At 60.5% G+C, this 14,711-nt stretch carries 13 protein-coding genes; 6 read left to right on the top strand and 7 right to left on the bottom strand.

The genetic code is table 11. The annotated features are described in order from the left end of the window. Positions 1–87: 87 nt before the first annotated feature. Positions 88–882: an IclR family transcriptional regulator gene (locus AB3N21_RS05545; RefSeq protein WP_367934272.1), complete on the top strand. Its 795-nt coding sequence runs from the start codon at positions 88–90 to the stop codon at positions 880–882. After that, entirely contained in the window at positions 879–1,934 is a 1,056-nt protein-coding gene (locus tag AB3N21_RS05540) for an ABC transporter ATP-binding protein (RefSeq protein ID WP_367934271.1), read from the top strand. Before AB3N21_RS05545 ends, AB3N21_RS05540 begins: the two co-directional genes overlap by 4 nt. A 103-nt stretch (positions 1,935–2,037) precedes the next feature. Here the strand turns inward: AB3N21_RS05540 and AB3N21_RS05535 are convergent, their stop codons facing one another. The 3 genes from AB3N21_RS05535 to xylF all read right to left on the bottom strand — a co-directional run bounded on the left by AB3N21_RS05535 (position 2,038) and on the right by xylF (position 5,137). Continuing rightward, the gene (locus AB3N21_RS05535) at positions 2,038–2,784 is read right to left on the bottom strand and encodes an ATP-binding cassette domain-containing protein (protein WP_171173261.1); all 747 of its coding nucleotides are present in this window, start codon (positions 2,782–2,784) and stop codon (positions 2,038–2,040) included. After that, a complete protein-coding gene (locus tag AB3N21_RS05530) occupies positions 2,781–4,082 on the bottom strand; it encodes a sugar ABC transporter permease (RefSeq protein WP_367934270.1) in 1,302 nt (433 codons plus the stop codon). Before AB3N21_RS05530 ends, AB3N21_RS05535 begins: the two co-directional genes overlap by 4 nt. A gap of 65 nt (positions 4,083–4,147) precedes the next feature. Then, a complete protein-coding gene (gene xylF, locus AB3N21_RS05525; RefSeq protein ID WP_367934495.1) occupies positions 4,148–5,137 on the bottom strand; it encodes a D-xylose ABC transporter substrate-binding protein in 990 nt (329 codons plus the stop codon). Positions 5,138–5,367: 230 nt separating this feature from the next. On the opposite strand from xylF, the gene AB3N21_RS05520 reads away from it, so the two are divergent. Beyond that, entirely contained in the window at positions 5,368–6,573 is a 1,206-nt protein-coding gene (locus AB3N21_RS05520) for an ROK family protein (protein WP_367934269.1), read from the top strand. 43 nt (positions 6,574–6,616) lie between these two features. Further along, entirely contained in the window at positions 6,617–8,110 is a 1,494-nt protein-coding gene (locus AB3N21_RS05515) for a CRTAC1 family protein (protein ID WP_367934268.1), read from the top strand. Here AB3N21_RS05515 and AB3N21_RS05510 read toward each other — a convergent pair. The 4 genes from AB3N21_RS05510 to xylB are packed head-to-tail and all read right to left on the bottom strand — an operon-like array spanning position 8,104 to position 13,153. After that, positions 8,104–9,402, bottom strand: coding sequence for a cytochrome-c peroxidase (locus AB3N21_RS05510; protein ID WP_367934267.1), 1,299 nt, complete (start codon positions 9,400–9,402; stop codon positions 8,104–8,106). The genes AB3N21_RS05515 and AB3N21_RS05510 overlap by 7 nt on opposite strands. Continuing rightward, the gene (locus AB3N21_RS05505) at positions 9,399–10,376 is read right to left on the bottom strand and encodes an aldose epimerase family protein (protein ID WP_367934266.1); all 978 of its coding nucleotides are present in this window, start codon (positions 10,374–10,376) and stop codon (positions 9,399–9,401) included. Before AB3N21_RS05505 ends, AB3N21_RS05510 begins: the two co-directional genes overlap by 4 nt. A gap of 9 nt (positions 10,377–10,385) precedes the next feature. After that, the gene (xylA, locus tag AB3N21_RS05500) at positions 10,386–11,693 is read right to left on the bottom strand and encodes a xylose isomerase (RefSeq protein ID WP_367934265.1); all 1,308 of its coding nucleotides are present in this window, start codon (positions 11,691–11,693) and stop codon (positions 10,386–10,388) included. Beyond that, complete coding sequence (xylB, locus tag AB3N21_RS05495; protein ID WP_367934264.1) at positions 11,690–13,153, bottom strand: xylulokinase; 1,464 nt, start codon at positions 13,151–13,153, stop codon at positions 11,690–11,692. The genes xylA and xylB overlap by 4 nt, the downstream gene beginning before the upstream one ends. A gap of 306 nt (positions 13,154–13,459) precedes the next feature. Between xylB and AB3N21_RS05490 the strand changes: the two genes are divergently transcribed. Continuing rightward, positions 13,460–14,377 (top strand): AbrB family transcriptional regulator, encoded by a 918-nt coding sequence (locus AB3N21_RS05490; protein WP_367934263.1) that lies wholly within the window; start codon positions 13,460–13,462, stop codon positions 14,375–14,377. Between the two features lie 168 nt (positions 14,378–14,545). Next, positions 14,546–14,686 (top strand): hypothetical protein, encoded by a 141-nt coding sequence (locus AB3N21_RS05485; protein WP_367934262.1) that lies wholly within the window; start codon positions 14,546–14,548, stop codon positions 14,684–14,686. Positions 14,687–14,711 lie beyond the last annotated feature (25 nt).

The following is a 14,711-nucleotide window of genomic DNA, read 5'->3' as shown; positions in this document are numbered from 1 at the left end:
TATATTGAAAACTACACATCGACTCGGGTAGGGTTGTCAACAGATTCCTGTCGGGAGGGCAGGACCAAGGGAGGAGACACCGGCAAAGTGTCAGGCGACGGAACAGTCGGAAAAGCATGTGATGTGCTGGACCTTGTTGCAGGATTCAACCGCCCGGTACGGTTCGGTGAGTTGCTCGACCACAGTCCTTTTCCCAAGGCCACACTCTATCGGTTCCTGCAGACGCTGACCAATCAGGGCATGCTGAATTTTGACCCTGACCGTCAATCCTATGCACCCGGGATCCGCCTTATGCGCCTCGCCCATGCGGCCTGGACCCAAAGCTCGCTGGCTCCTATCGCACGGCCCCATCTGGACGCGCTCAGCAGGGATCTTGGCGAGACCGTGCATCTGGCACAGCTCGATGCGTCACAGGTTCTATACGTAGACAAGCGCAACGCCGAGCAACCGGTCGAGATGTATTCGCAGGCTGGAAAGGTGGGGCCCGCTTACTGCACCGGCGTCGGCAAAGCCATGCTGGCCTTTCTACCCGAAAAGGCCCTCGATCTTGCTCTGTCTCAACAAAGCTACTTCCGGTTTACGCCGAACACCCTGGCCTCAGAAACGGAACTGCGGGCAGAACTCGAAACGATCCGTTCGCACGGCTATGCCTTTGATCGTGAAGAGCATGAGCCGGGCATCATCTGCATCGCCGCGCCGATCCTGACGCCGAACGGAAGAATGCTGGGCGCGATTTCGATCACCGGCCCAACCAGTCGGACCGATCTGACGCAGTTGGAAAAATGGGCGCCGCTCGTAAGGCAAGCCGCAGACAATATAGGGCGCGAGGCGCAGGCCTGGCGCTTTCCGGACATACAACAGGAAAAGGTAATACTGACATGACAGGTGTGACGCTGGAGCGCGCGATCAAGCGCTATGGAACTGCTCAAGTCATCCATGGGGTTGATCTGGAAATACAAGACGGTGAGTTCTGTGTGTTCGTCGGCCCCTCGGGCTGCGGGAAATCCACCCTGTTGCGGATGATCGCGGGGCTCGAGGAAACCACCGAGGGCACCATCAATATCGGCGCGCGGGACGTAACCCACATGGACCCGGCCAAGCGCGGTGTGGCGATGGTGTTTCAGACCTACGCGCTCTACCCGCACATGACAGTGGGCGAGAACATGGGCTTTGGCCTGAAGATGAACGGTGTTGCAAAGGCCGAGATCGACAAGAAAGTTCAGGAAGCGTCGAACATTCTGAAACTCGACCAGTATCTGAAGCGCAAGCCCAAGGCCCTGTCCGGCGGTCAGCGCCAGCGGGTTGCCATCGGCCGCGCCATCGTGCGGGGGCCGGAAGTGTTCCTGTTTGACGAACCCTTGTCCAACCTTGACGCCGAACTGCGGGTCGAGATGCGGGTCGAGATCGCGCGTCTGCACCAGGAAATCGGCGCGACCATGATCTACGTGACCCACGACCAGGTCGAAGCAATGACCATGGCCGACAAGATCGTCGTGCTGCGTGATGGCCGTATCGAGCAGGTGGGCGCACCGTTGGAGCTATACCGAAACCCGAAGAACAAATTCGTGGCCGGTTTCATTGGCTCGCCGTCAATGAACTTTCTGGACTGCGATGTAGCGGATGGCGCGCTGGTGCACCCAGCGTTGACCCAGCCGTTCAAACCGTCCGTTGATTTGCCGACTGGAGCCACCAAGGTGACACTTGGCATCCGTCCTGAGCATATCGAAATCGACCGTGCCGCGAACAACCTGTCGGTCGAATTGACCGAGGCGTTGGGCGGCGTGTCCTACACCTATGTCAGCGCGTCGAATGGCGACCGGATGATTGTCGAGGAACGTGAAGACGAACGTAGCACGACGGGCGAATCGGTTGGCATGACGTTCCGCCCTGATCGAGCTCTGCTGTTCGATGTGGAGACAGGCCAGCGCCTCTGACACGACGGTTCGGTGCACCCGGCGGGGATGCTCAAAATCGGCCGATCATGAAAACCGGTCGGTCCTTGCCGTTTCAAAACCCGCCAAAGCAAAGCCCTAGGGCTCAGGAGCTTCCCGGCATCTTACCCAGGATGATCATGCTGAGCAGATCGTCATCCGTGACATCGGCGGTGTTCACGGTCCCCACGAGTTGACCGTTTTTCATCACCGACGCGCGATCGCACAGTGCCATGACCTGATGCACGTCGTGGTCGATGAGGAATATCCCGATGCCCTCTGCCTTGAGCTGCTGGATCAACTCGGCGACCATTTGGGTTTCATGCGGCCCCAAGGCGGCGGTAGGTTCGTCCATGATCAGGATGCGGGCGTTGAAATAGACCGCGCGCGCGATGGCAACCGACTGGCGCTGGCCGCCCGAAAGCGCCGAGACAGGGGCCGAGAACTTCTGAAAGTTCGGGTTCAGCCGCCCCATGATCTTACGGCATTCGGCCTCCATCCGTGCGTCGTCAACGAGGCCCGTGGGCGTCACCAGTTCCCGTCCCAGAAACAGGTTCGATGCGGCGTCCAGATTGTCTGCCAGCGCAAGCGTCTGATAGATGGTCTCGATATTGTAGGTCCGCGCATCGCGGGGATTGTTGATGATGGCCTTTTCGCCGTTCACGAAGATCTCGCCGCCATCGGGCTGATACGCGCCCGAGAGCATCTTGATCAGCGTCGATTTTCCGGCACCGTTGTGACCCAGAAGGCCCACGACCTCGCCCGGATGCAGGTCCACGGTCACGTGATCGACCGCCTTGATGCCCCCGAAGGCAATCGACATGTCGCGCATTTCTACCAGAGGCGTGCTCATGAGCGATCTCCTGTGCGCTTACGGTAAACGATGTCGACCCAGACGGCGATTACCAGCACCGAACCAACAACGATGTTCTGGAACGGCGCATCGACACCAACCATGGCCATGCCGCTTTGCAGGCTCTGCATGATCAGCGCGCCCAGAATGGCGCCGTGGATCGTGCCCATGCCGCCTGCCAGTGCGGTTCCCCCGATCACCGCCGCCGCAATCACCCGCAACTCGTCCAGCGTGCCGATATCATTGGAGTGATTGGTCAGTCGCGCCGAAGCGACAATTGCCGAAAGCGCGCAGAGGAAACCCATCAGAGCAAAGATCTTCACAGTCAGCAGGCGCGTGTTGATCCCCGACAGCTCAGCAGCATCCGGGTTGCCGCCGGTTGCGAAGATGTATCGACCAAGCCTTGTGCGCTTGGCAAGCACGGTCATGGCCACCGCCACTGCGATCAGCAACAGGACCGAAATGGGCAAGCCATAGGCTGCTGTGAAGCCCTCGGGCATGGTCTCACCACGCGCTTCGAACATGCGTTGGAGACGGCGGGTGGGAATCTGGTAAGAGTTCAGGATGCCAATAAAGCCCAGAATGGCGGCAGCGATGATACCGCACATGGCAAACTCGGCCCAGAGCGGTTTGACGGGAAAGCCGTGTCCTATCTTTGACCGGCGGGCGTTCCAGAGTGCGTAGAATGCGGCAAGTGTGGCCAGAACACCTAGGATCCAGCTTCCGGTTGTGCCCAAGGTTCCATTGATGCCGCCGAATTTCATGAAGGTTCCGTCCAGCGGGCCGATGGTCTGGCCGTTGGTCATGTACCAGGCCACGTTGCGCCAGACCAAGAGGCCACCGAGCGTTACGATGAAGGCGGGAATGGTCAGGTACCCGACCAGCCAGCCATGGAACGCGCCGATCAGGGCGCCTGAGGTCAGGCCGATCAGGATGGTGACCCAGGGAGTGATCGGATGGTTCAGCCCCAAGCCAAGCCAACTGGGTAAAATCAATGTCTGCGTCATCGCCATGATGGCCGAACAGGTCGCCAACAGGGCGCCGACCGACAGGTCGATATGCCGCGTCACGATGATGAAGACCATTCCGGTCGCCATGATGGCCACGCTGACGGTCTGAATCGTCAGATTGAAGATGTTGCGCGGTGTCAGAAATCGTCCGTCGGTGGCCAGGTGAAACACCACGCACAGAACGATGAACGCCCCAATCATACCGACCAGCCGGGTGTCAATCTCCAGTGTCTGAAGCAGGGTTCGGCGGGTTTGCGGGGTGTCGGTTGCAGACGCGGTGTCAGTCATTGCAGGGTCCACCATTTTGGGGCCTTCCCGCGCCATACACGCGGGAAGGATCAGTTTTCAGCAGATTAGTTGCAAGGTGCCGGGCCAGCGGTCACGCCCTGACAGAGCGCATCCTTGCCGATCCAGCCTGCATCGACCACGGCCGAGAGGTTGTCGGCAGTTACCGGTACGGGCGCCAGAAACACGGCGGTCATTTCGGTACCGGCAGGCGAAGTCCAGGACTGCGCGCCATCGATATCCGCCATGGCGGTGCCGCCAGCCAGAGCGACCGCGATTTCACCGGCCGCGCGGCCCAGATCGCGGGCATCCTTCCAGACGGACACGGTTTGCGTTCCCTTGGCCACCCGGTTCAGCGCCGCGTGATCGCCATCCTGGCCCGAGACAGGGATGCCTTCCATGCCTTGCGCAGTCAGCGCAGCCACGACGCCCCCAGCGGTCCCGTCATTCGACGCGACAACCGCATCCACACCGTTTTCGGTCGCGGTCAGGATCTGCTCCATGTTGCGCTGTGCATTGGCCGGCAGCCAACCATCCGTGTAAGCCTCGCCCACGATGGTGATGTCACCGGAATCGATTGCTGCCTGCAGCACTTCTTGTTGGCCACCACGCAGAAAATCGGCGTTCGGATCAGTGGGCGATCCCTTGATCATTACGTAGCGTCCCTTGGGCATCGCTTCGAACACGGCGCGGGCCTGCATCCGGCCGACTTCGACATTGTCGAAGGTCAGATAAAACGCGCGCGGGTCTTCGATCAGACGGTCATAACCGACGACCGGGATGCCTTCGTCCGCTGCCGCCTGCACTGCCGGGCCAATCGCCTGCGCGTCTTGGGCCAGAATGATCAGCGCGTCCACACCCTGAGCGATCAGGCTCTCCACATCCGAAAGCTGCTTGGCCGAGGACGATTGCGCATCTGCCGAGACATAGGTTGCCCCGGCCGCATCCAACGCACCTTTGATGGCGGCTTCGTCAGTCTTCCAGCGTTCCTCCTGGAAGTTCGACCAGCTTACGCCAATCGTCAGGTCCTGCGCGAATGCAGCAGTGGAGATGGCCATCGTCAAGGCCGCTGCCGCAGCCGTTGTCAATTTCTTCATGATATCCTCCCAATCGTTCCCGCCCCGGCTTTGGGTGCGGTCCCTTGTTCTTCCACTCTTATCCGATTAAATTCGATTGTCAAATTAAATAAACAGTCTAAACTGCCGACAGTGGCCTTTAGCGCGAACTCCTAAGGACGCGCCGCTGAAACGGCAACAAAACAAGGCAGTATGCGAGCGGGGGGATAACGATGCTCAGGGACCAACGTGTGAGAGGACGCCAGGCGATCCTGGACGTAATCCGCCGGTCGGGACGGATTGCCCGTATCGATATCGCCGGTTCAACGGGAATCAGTCAGGCAACGGTAACGACAGTTACAGCCGAGCTTTTGAAGGAAGGCCTGATCGAAGAGGTCGTAAGAGAGCCTGCCTCAGGCGGAACACGGCGCGGGCGCCCGCGTGTCGATCTGAAGCTGCGGGGACCAGCTCACATGGTCGCAGGTGTCAAGATCGCAAACCAATCCATCACTGTTGCCATCGTGGACTTTGAGGGAGAGCTCTTGGGCGATTTCGAAATGCCTTTGGCCCAAAGCACGTGGTCGGCAGAAGGCCTTGCGTTGCAAATGCGCACTGCCCTTACGAACGCCGCCAAAGGTATCTCCCGCACGCTCACAGACATTTCGGCAGTCGGAGTCGGGATGGCCGGGTTTGTCGATGCAGAACATGGCTTCATTCATTGGTCGCCGTCGCTGGAACACCGCAATGTCGCTTTCGCTAAAGTGCTTCAGACTGAAATCGACAAACCGGTATTCATTGACAATGACACCAACCTTGTCGCTCTGGCCGAGCTCTATTTCGGCCTCGGCCGTGATGCGCGCGATTTCCTGGTGGTTACCATCGAGAGCGGGGTAGGCATGGGCATCGTTCTGAACGGTGAGGTTTACCACGGCGAACGCGGGTGCGGTGCCGAGTTTGGTCACACCAAGGTGCACCTGGACGGCGCGCTGTGCCGCTGTGGCCAACGGGGATGCCTTGAGGCCTATGTCGCCGACTACGCCCTGACGCGCGAAGCTTCGGTGGGCGGACTGTTGCCATCGGACATCCCCGGAGAAAACGCCGTGGAATTTGTGGTCAATGCCGCCAAGGAGGGCAATACGCTGGCCAAATCAATCGTTGACCGCGCCGGACGTATGTTCGCCATGGGGTTGGCCAACCTCGTCAACATCTTCGATCCCGAGTTGATCATCCTGGCAGGCGTGCGGATGCAGGTCGATCACCTTTATGCCAACGAAGTAATTGACAGCATTCGGAATTCCATTGTCGAGGTGGACGCACCTCCGCCCAATATCGTGATCCACAAATGGAGCGATCTCATGTGGGCCCGTGGCGCATGTGCTTTTGCACTGCAGGAGGTTGAAGCCATGTCAGTGCGTGAGTTTGGAGAGAGCGTTGCGTAGCGTTTTGGCGGCAGCCTGCCTCGCTGTTTTGCCGATAGTAGGTTTGGCAGAACCGCGTTTTGAGCAGGTTGACATCGCCGCCCACGAGTACACCGGCGGCTGGGAACATTTCGTTGGCGGCGGGCTTGCCGGCTTTGATTGCGATGGTGACACGTTGCCCGAACTGTTCGCTGCAGGTGGCGAGAACCCGGCGGCGTTGTTTCGTAACACTTCGAAACCCGGCGGGACGGTATCTTTTGTCAAGGAAACACCTGAAAGCCTCGCGATTACCGGTGTCACGGGCGTGTATCCGCTGGAAATAGATGGTGACGGCGTGACGGACCTTGTTGTCCTACGAGTTGGGAAAAATTTGCTACTGCAGGGCCTTGGCGAATGCCGCTTTGCGCCGTTCGCGGATCTGAAACTGCCCGCATTGGATCGCTGGACCACAGCGTTCTCGGCCACTTGGGAGGCTGGAAATCGCCTGCCCACGCTGGCCTTCGGAAACTACGTGGATCGCTTGAACCCCGACGGGCCGTTCGAGGCCTGTGACCGTAACGAACTGTTTCGGCCGACCGGCAACGGTTATGGTGATCCGATGCCGCTGGAGCCCGGATTCTGCGCGCTTTCCATGCTGTTTTCCGATTGGGGCCGCCATGGCCGTGCAGATCTGCGTGTCAGCAATGACCGCCATTATTATGTGCGCGACGGCGAAGAGCAGATGTGGGCGATGGAGACGGACCCACGCCTGCTCACCGCTAGAGATGGTTGGCGGAGTTACAGTATCTGGGGCATGGGCATCGGCAGCCGCGACATGAATGGTGACGGGCTGCCGGATGTCTACTTGACCTCGATGGCGGATCAGAAATTCCAGTATCTTGCCGGGCGCGAGGCGCCGGAGTTCGTGGATGCGCCCTATGCCGCCGGTACGACGGCGCATCGCCCCTATGTAGGCGGCGATGGGCGGCCGTCGACGGGCTGGCACGTGGCGTTGGGGGATGTGCAGAATGACGGGTTGGACGACATGTTCGTCACCAAGGGCAACGTGGACCAGATGCCAGGCAGCGCCATGGACGACCCGAACAACCTATTGCTCCAACTGCCCAACGGCGGATTTGCCGAGGCCGGTGACAGCGCGGGCATTGCCAGTTTCGCCCGAGGCCGAGGCGCCGTGATGGCCGACTTCAACGCTGACGGGCTTCTGGATATTGCCGTTCTGAACCGCCGTGCTGCGATGGAAGTGTACCAGAATGTAAGCGAGCCTGAGGGAACGTGGATCGGGATTCTTCCGCAACAGGCCATATCCAACACCGATGCCATCGGCAGTTGGATCGAGATCGACACCGGCGACCGCATGATCGTGCGTGAGGTTACGGTTGGCGGGGGCCACGCGGGCGGTACACTGGGCCCTCAGCATTTCGGGCTGGGGGACAGCACTCAAGTGAAGCTGCGGGTCATCTGGCCGGATGGCGCGACCAGTGCATGGCAAGGTCTGGAAGCGGGCAAAACCTATGTCGTCACCCGCAACGGGAACGATTTCGACCCGCTGCCCTACTGATCCACGGGCAATCCGCTGGGAACATGTGCTGGAATGCCCAGCCGACCGGCGGCAGCCGTTGGGTCGGTGAGCGTCTCGAGAAAAGCGATGAGATGATCGATTTCCGCCTCGGTCAATTCGACCGGGGTCAGTTCGCTCGCTCCGGCAATCGCGGCGTGTTCGCGTCCGTCCGACAACACAGAAAAGTCGTCCCCAGCGTCGAAATCCGGCAGGATCGCCTGTGCAGGGTCATACGCGCTCAGGGACGTCATCGGATCGAGATGATGGCGGATGACTCTCCGCAAAGTCGCAAACGCGCCGTTGTGTCCGTAAGGCGCCGTCTGGGTGACATTGCGCAGACTGGGCGTTCGAAAGGCGTAAGCATCCGCCGGATCGCCAGTCACCCGCATCCGCCCGATATCCCGCCGATGGGTTTCGAACCGTTCCGCCTTGCCTGGGCCGAACTGCGGCATGGCGATGGCGTGAAACGCATGATCCGTCTGAAACTGCCCGGAATGGCAGCCATTGCATCCCGCCTTGCCATAGAAAAGATCCATACCCTGTAGAGCGGTCGGGGAAAGCGCCACCTCTCCACGCAAGTGCTTGTCAAAGGGGCTGTCGTCAGCGCGCCATTCGAAAGCGATAAAGGCCGCAATCGCGTTGGCGATGTCAGTGAAATGAACCGGCTTGGCGCCTATCACCGCGTCGAAACGCTGGCGATAGACCGGGATCTCCTCGACCCGCCGGGCGATCAGATCCCATGCCCCGCCCTCTCCGGTCAGCAGCCCAAGGCGCACGGCTTTCGATATCTCGTTCTCCGAATAATGCCCGGCCATCTCGTCCGCCGACAGCACCGGAAACATAGACTGCGCCGACAGGACCGAGGCGAATCCAACTTCCATATCCTCCCCCAGCGGCGTTCGGATGCCCGAGGGCCGCGTTGCGTCCGCCTCAAGGCGACCATCGTGAAACAGCGTGACGAACTGGGCCGCGCCGAGATTGAACAGTCCCGGTGCGTTGCGGGGGATGCGTTGTTCCGGATAATTCTCAGGGTCCGGCGCCCGGTCCGGGCCCAGCCCCGAGGCTCCGTCGCCCAAACCAAGCGAGACCCCATCCGAGGTGCCGAAGCGGGGATGATGACAGGTCGCGCAAGAGACGGTTTTGTTGCCACTCAGAATGGGATCGTAGAACAGCAGATGCCCCAACTCCACCTCGGCCGGATCAGTTGGTGCGAAGACCGCATCTGCCGACGGAAGGCCCTGCGCCGAGGCGGCGCCAGACAGGCACAAGACAAGGGCTGCGATCCGTTTCATTCGACCTCCGGAGCAATTTCCACGCTCAGGCTTTGAGCGTAGGGTTGCTCAGGCGTGCAGATAATCGATGGAAAGCCGGGCTGGTTCAATGCATCGGGGAAGTGCTGCGGCTCAAGACAGACACCCGCAAAGGGCTCATGGCTTTGTCCCTCCAGTGGTCGACCATCCGGGTGCAGAAACCGCCCGGAATAAAGCTGAAGGCCAGGCTGATCGCTCCACAACTGCAGACGCAGGCCGTTGGGCGCGCTCAGGTGGGCCACTGGGCCGTTGGTTTCGTCGAGCACGAAATTCGTATCAATTCCCCCAGTCCGCGCAATGGCATCACCCAGCCGCACAGGGTTGCGAAAGTGCAGATCCTTGCCCTCGACGCCTTGGATCATGCCGGTCGGGATCATATCCTGCCCCACGGGTGTGATAGCGCTGGCCTTCAGCGTCAGAAAATGGTCCGATACATCCCCCGTTCCCATCAGATTGTAATAGCTGTGCTGTGCCAGATTGATTGGCGTTGGTCGGTCTGGGCTGGCGCGCATATCATAGGTCAGGCGATAGCCTTCCAATGCGATTGTCACCTCGAAATCCACCGCCCCCGGATAGCCCTGATCGCCGTGCGGTGAGTGTAGCGTCAATCGCACCGCACGCTGCCCGTCCCGCTCCATGCGCCAGAGTTGCCGGGTGAGGCCCCCTGCCCCTCCATGCAGGTGATTAACGCCGTCATTGGCGTCCAAGCTATATGTCTTGCCCTCCATTACGAACCGCGCACCCGAGGTCCGGTTGGCCACCCGCCCAGCGATCACGCCCTTGAAGGTTTCGGGAAACCTGCGGTGATCTTCCGGTTCGGCGTAGGATTGCACCACCGGTACCAGTTCTCCGGCAACCGGAACGCGCCAGTCATGGGTGATGCATCCCAGCGACAGGATGGTCACGGACACATCGCCCGAGATCAGTTTCACGCTTTCGATCCCCCCTTCAGACATGCCTGAGGCTCACACGAAGCGGTTGACGTAGTTCTCAAGCATCTCCTGGCGACCCGAGCGCGGTTCAGGGTTGATGCCCTTAGCCAGAACTCGGTCCGAGATCGTGCCTAGGTCGCTGGTCAGCATCGCCTGCGCCTCCGGCGTATCCCAACCGGCGTATCGCTCGGCCAACGCAGCGTCTAGCCCACCATCCTCAATCATTGCTGCGGCGGCCTTCAGACCGCGAGCACAGATGTCCATCCCGCCTACATGAGCCGCGACCAAGTCTTGAGCATCCAGCGACTGGCGCCGCAGTTTTGCGTCGAAATTGGTGCCACCCGTGGTGAAACCGCCGGATTTCAGGATGTGGTAATAGGCCAGCGCGACCTCGGGCGTATTGTTGGGAAACTGGTCGGTGTCCCAGCCGGACTGGTAATCGTTACGGTTCATGTCGATCGAGCCCAGCATGCCCTCGGCAGCAGCCACCGCGATTTCGTGCTCAAAGGAATGTCCGGCCAGAATCGCATGGCCCTGTTCGAGATTCAGCTTGACCTCTCCCTCCAGTCCGTATTTGCGCAGAAACCCGATACAGGTGGCGGCATCGAAATCATATTGGTGCTTGGACGGCTCCTGCGGCTTGGGCTCGACCAGAATAGTGCCCTGGAAGCCGATCTTGTGCTTGTAGTCCACAACCATGCTCAGGAACCGGCCCATATGGTCCAACTCGCGCCCCATATCGGTGTTGAGCAGGGTCTCATACCCCTCGCGCCCGCCCCAAAGCACGTAATTCGCGCCGCCCAGCTTGTGGGTCGCATCCATGCAGCCTTTGACCGTGGCGACGGCAAAGGCGAACACATCCGGGTCGGGATTGGTCGAGGCACCTCCCATCCAGCGCCGATGGCTGAACATGTTGGCAGTGCCCCAGAGCAGTCGGGTATCCGAGGTCGCCATCTTATCACCGATATAGTCGGTGATCTCATTCAGCGTCGCCAGATTGTCGGCGAAATTGCCCTGTTCGGGCCGGATATCGGCGTCGTGCCAGCAGAAGAAGGGCGCGCCGAGCAGGTCGAACATCTCAAAAGCCACATCGGCCTTGAGGCGGGCACGGCCCATGTCGTCCTGCGGGTGCCAGGCTCGGACGAAGGTAGGACCGCCGAACGGATCCCCCCCCTCCCACGCAAAACTGTGCCACCAGGCAACGGCAAAGCGCAGGTGATCCTCCATGCGCTTGCCCATGACGATCTCATCCGGGTTGTAGTGGCGAAAGGCCAGCGGGTTGGTGCTGTCGGGGCCTTCATAAACGACCTTGTCGATCCCGTCGAAAAATCCCGTACTCATGAAAGCTCCTTCAATGCTGGGTAGATAGCGCGCCAGTTGCGGTAGGCGGCGTCATAGGCGGCGGTCAGGTCCGCGCGGGGCAGTATGGTTTCGGCAATGGCGGGTTTGGTCATGATGTCCTCGGGGCGGGCGCCGGTGGCGGCGCAGATCCCCAGCCGCGCCGCGCCCATCGCAGCCCCGAACTCACCCTGTTCCGGCAGGTCCAGCGGCAGGTTCAGGATCGTGGCCAGTAACTCGACCCAATAGGTCGAGCGCGAGCCTCCACCGATAATCAGCAGACGCTCAGGGCGAGCACCTGCCGTGCGCAGGGCTTCGAGGCTATCGCGCAGGGCAAAGCCAACACCCTCAAGAACGGCGCGCGTCAGGTCCAGTGGGTCGTCGGCAATGCCAAGCCCTAGGAACGCGCCGCGTGTGTGGCTGTCGTTGTGTGGTGTGCGTTCGCCGGACAAGTAGGGCAGGAACCGGATGCGGCCCGGGACGTCAATTTGCTCACCCAGCGCTTGCGTCAACTCCGCCGGATTCTGCCCCAACTGGCGGGATAGCCAGTTCAGGCTGTCGGTCGCCGACAGGATCACACCCATCTGGTACCACCGGTCAGGTACCGCATGGCAGAAAGTGTGCACTGCTGTTTCCGGTTTAGGAACATAGCCATCCCGCGCGGTCAGCAACACACCCGAAGTGCCGAGCGAGACGAACCCCTCTCCGTCATTCAGCGCCCCAACACCACAGGCCGCCGCCGCATTGTCCCCGGCGCCGCCCGCCACGGTGACCGGAGCACTCAATCCCCATTCAGCGACCAGATCAGCACGCAGGTGTCCTGCGGGCGCACAACCCTCGACCAGCCGGGGCATGCGGGCCTGCCGCATACCAGAGGCCTCAAGAAGCTCTGGCGACCAGTCGCGCGCGCCCACATCCAGCCACGAAGTACCTGCCGCGTCGGACAGATCGCCAACCGTCTCGCCGGTCATCCAGAAGTTCAGGTAGGCCGCAGGGAGCAGAACCTTGTCCACACGCGCAAAAACCTCGGGCTCATGCGCCTGGATCCAGGCCAACTTGGGAGCCGTGAAGCCCGGAAAAACGATGTTGCCCGACAATTGGCGGACGTCCGGCTGACTATCCAGCCACGCAGCCTCGGCATGGCTGCGGGTATCGTTCCACAAGATGCAGGGCCGCAGAACCTGCCCATTGTCATCCAGCAGAACCGCTCCGTGCATGTGCCCTGCAACGCCGATCCCAGTTAAGTGGGAAAACGCGTCGGCATCTTGGCTCCGCAACCGCGAGACCACCGTCTGCACGGCCTGGGTCCAATCTGCGGGCGCCTGTTCGGACCAACCCGGAAGGGGGCGGGACACCTCGTATTCCGCCTCGGCTTCGGCCAAAACGCGGCCCTGCGCGTCAACTAGAAGACCGCGCAGGCCCGAGGTGCCAAGATCAAGACCGAGGAAGGTGTCATTTGCCATGCGCATACTTAGCCTCATTTTTAATTTGAAAGTCAAATTAAAACGAGATTGCTCCTTGGGTGGCCCGAAAATAGCGGCATTTGACCGAACCTATCCTTCGGCTCGATACGCGCACCTCAACTCCGCACATTGGTGGACAAGAATGCAGATGAGTTGATATTGCCCGTTCAGCGGATCAGCTCGCGCGACGGATCAGGAGGCAGGCGATAAATGAGCAGGACCCTTGCAGGTCGTACCGCCCTGTCTCTGGCCGTTGGTCTGATCGGAGCGGGCCTTGCAACCATTGCCGGGCTTCCGGCAGCCCCGTTGATCGGTGCTGCAATCACAACATCTGCCGCCGCGTGGGCAGGAGCTACTTTAGCGGTGGACGCCCGGGTCCGCGATGTGGGGTTTCTTATCATCGGCCTGTCGCTCGGCTCAGGCTTTCAGGCGGATATTCTGGATAAGGTCGGATCGTGGGTGCTGTCGCTGGCAATCCTGTGCCTGTCGATTTTCGCAACACTCTTGATCGGCAAATGGCTCATGCAATCGCTCGCCAAGGCGGATCGGGAAACAGCGACGCTGGCCAGCGCGCCCGGCACCATGTCAATGGCCATCGCCATGGCCGTCGAAGGTCGGGGGGATGCGACCCGAGTCACCGTCATACAATCCATGCGCCTGCTTATGCTGACCGCGATCCTGCCACTGGCGCTGGTGGGAACCGGCGTAAGCTTGGCGGATGCAGTGCCGCAACCCAGCATCGATTGGCTTCATCTATGCCTTTTGGCGCTGGCTGGTTGGGTCTGCGCAAGCCTTATCAAACGCACAGGTTTCCCAGCCGCCCTTTTGGTCGGGGGTATGGCCATCAGCGCGTTAGCCCATGTTTTTGGGCTGGTTCATGGTACGCCGCACCCATGGGTGCAGTTTGTCGGCTACTGCCTGATCGGTTCGGTCATCGGCAGCCGATTTTCTGGAATTACCCTGGCCGCAATTCGCCGGGAAGCGGGCTCAACCGCTCTGATCGTTGCCGTTGCCGCAATCGTGTCGGCAATTTTTGCGCTGTGCGTCAGCTTCATGACACAGCTCCCCATCGGGCAGGTCTGGGTCGCTTTTGCTCCGGGCGGGGTTGAAGCCATGGCGGCCATTGGTCTCGCCATGGGGTTCGACCCCGCCTACGTAGCCGTGCATCACCTTGCAAGGATCAGCTTTTTGACACTGTGCTTGCCGCTGGTGCTCAAACGATAGGACAGATGCCCCTGATTCAAGCGTCACAGCCCCTAAGGTAAGGTGGATTGGGCCTGAGCTACAAAGTGGTCTGGATCGACGCCCGGCACCTCGGTTATCCAGACCGGTTGTTTCCAGCTATGGGGATAGGCGGCATAGAAGGTAGCGCATTTGCCGTCAGGATCCTCTTTGAAAAAATTTCCGGAGCGCGAGATCCACAACCGCGACGACATCGCCAATGCCGATGTCATGCCCGGCCTCAAAAACTTCAAAAACCAGTTCCTGCTCAAACAGAACTGGAAGGACGTCACCAGCAGCGCAGCGGACTGAGGTTTCAAGGGACCTGCCCTCTCGG

The sequence above is a fragment of the Ruegeria sp. genome (assembly GCF_040830605.1).
Lineage (GTDB): Bacteria > Pseudomonadota > Alphaproteobacteria > Rhodobacterales > Rhodobacteraceae > Ruegeria.
This window is presented reverse-complemented; position numbering and strand designations above follow the sequence as displayed.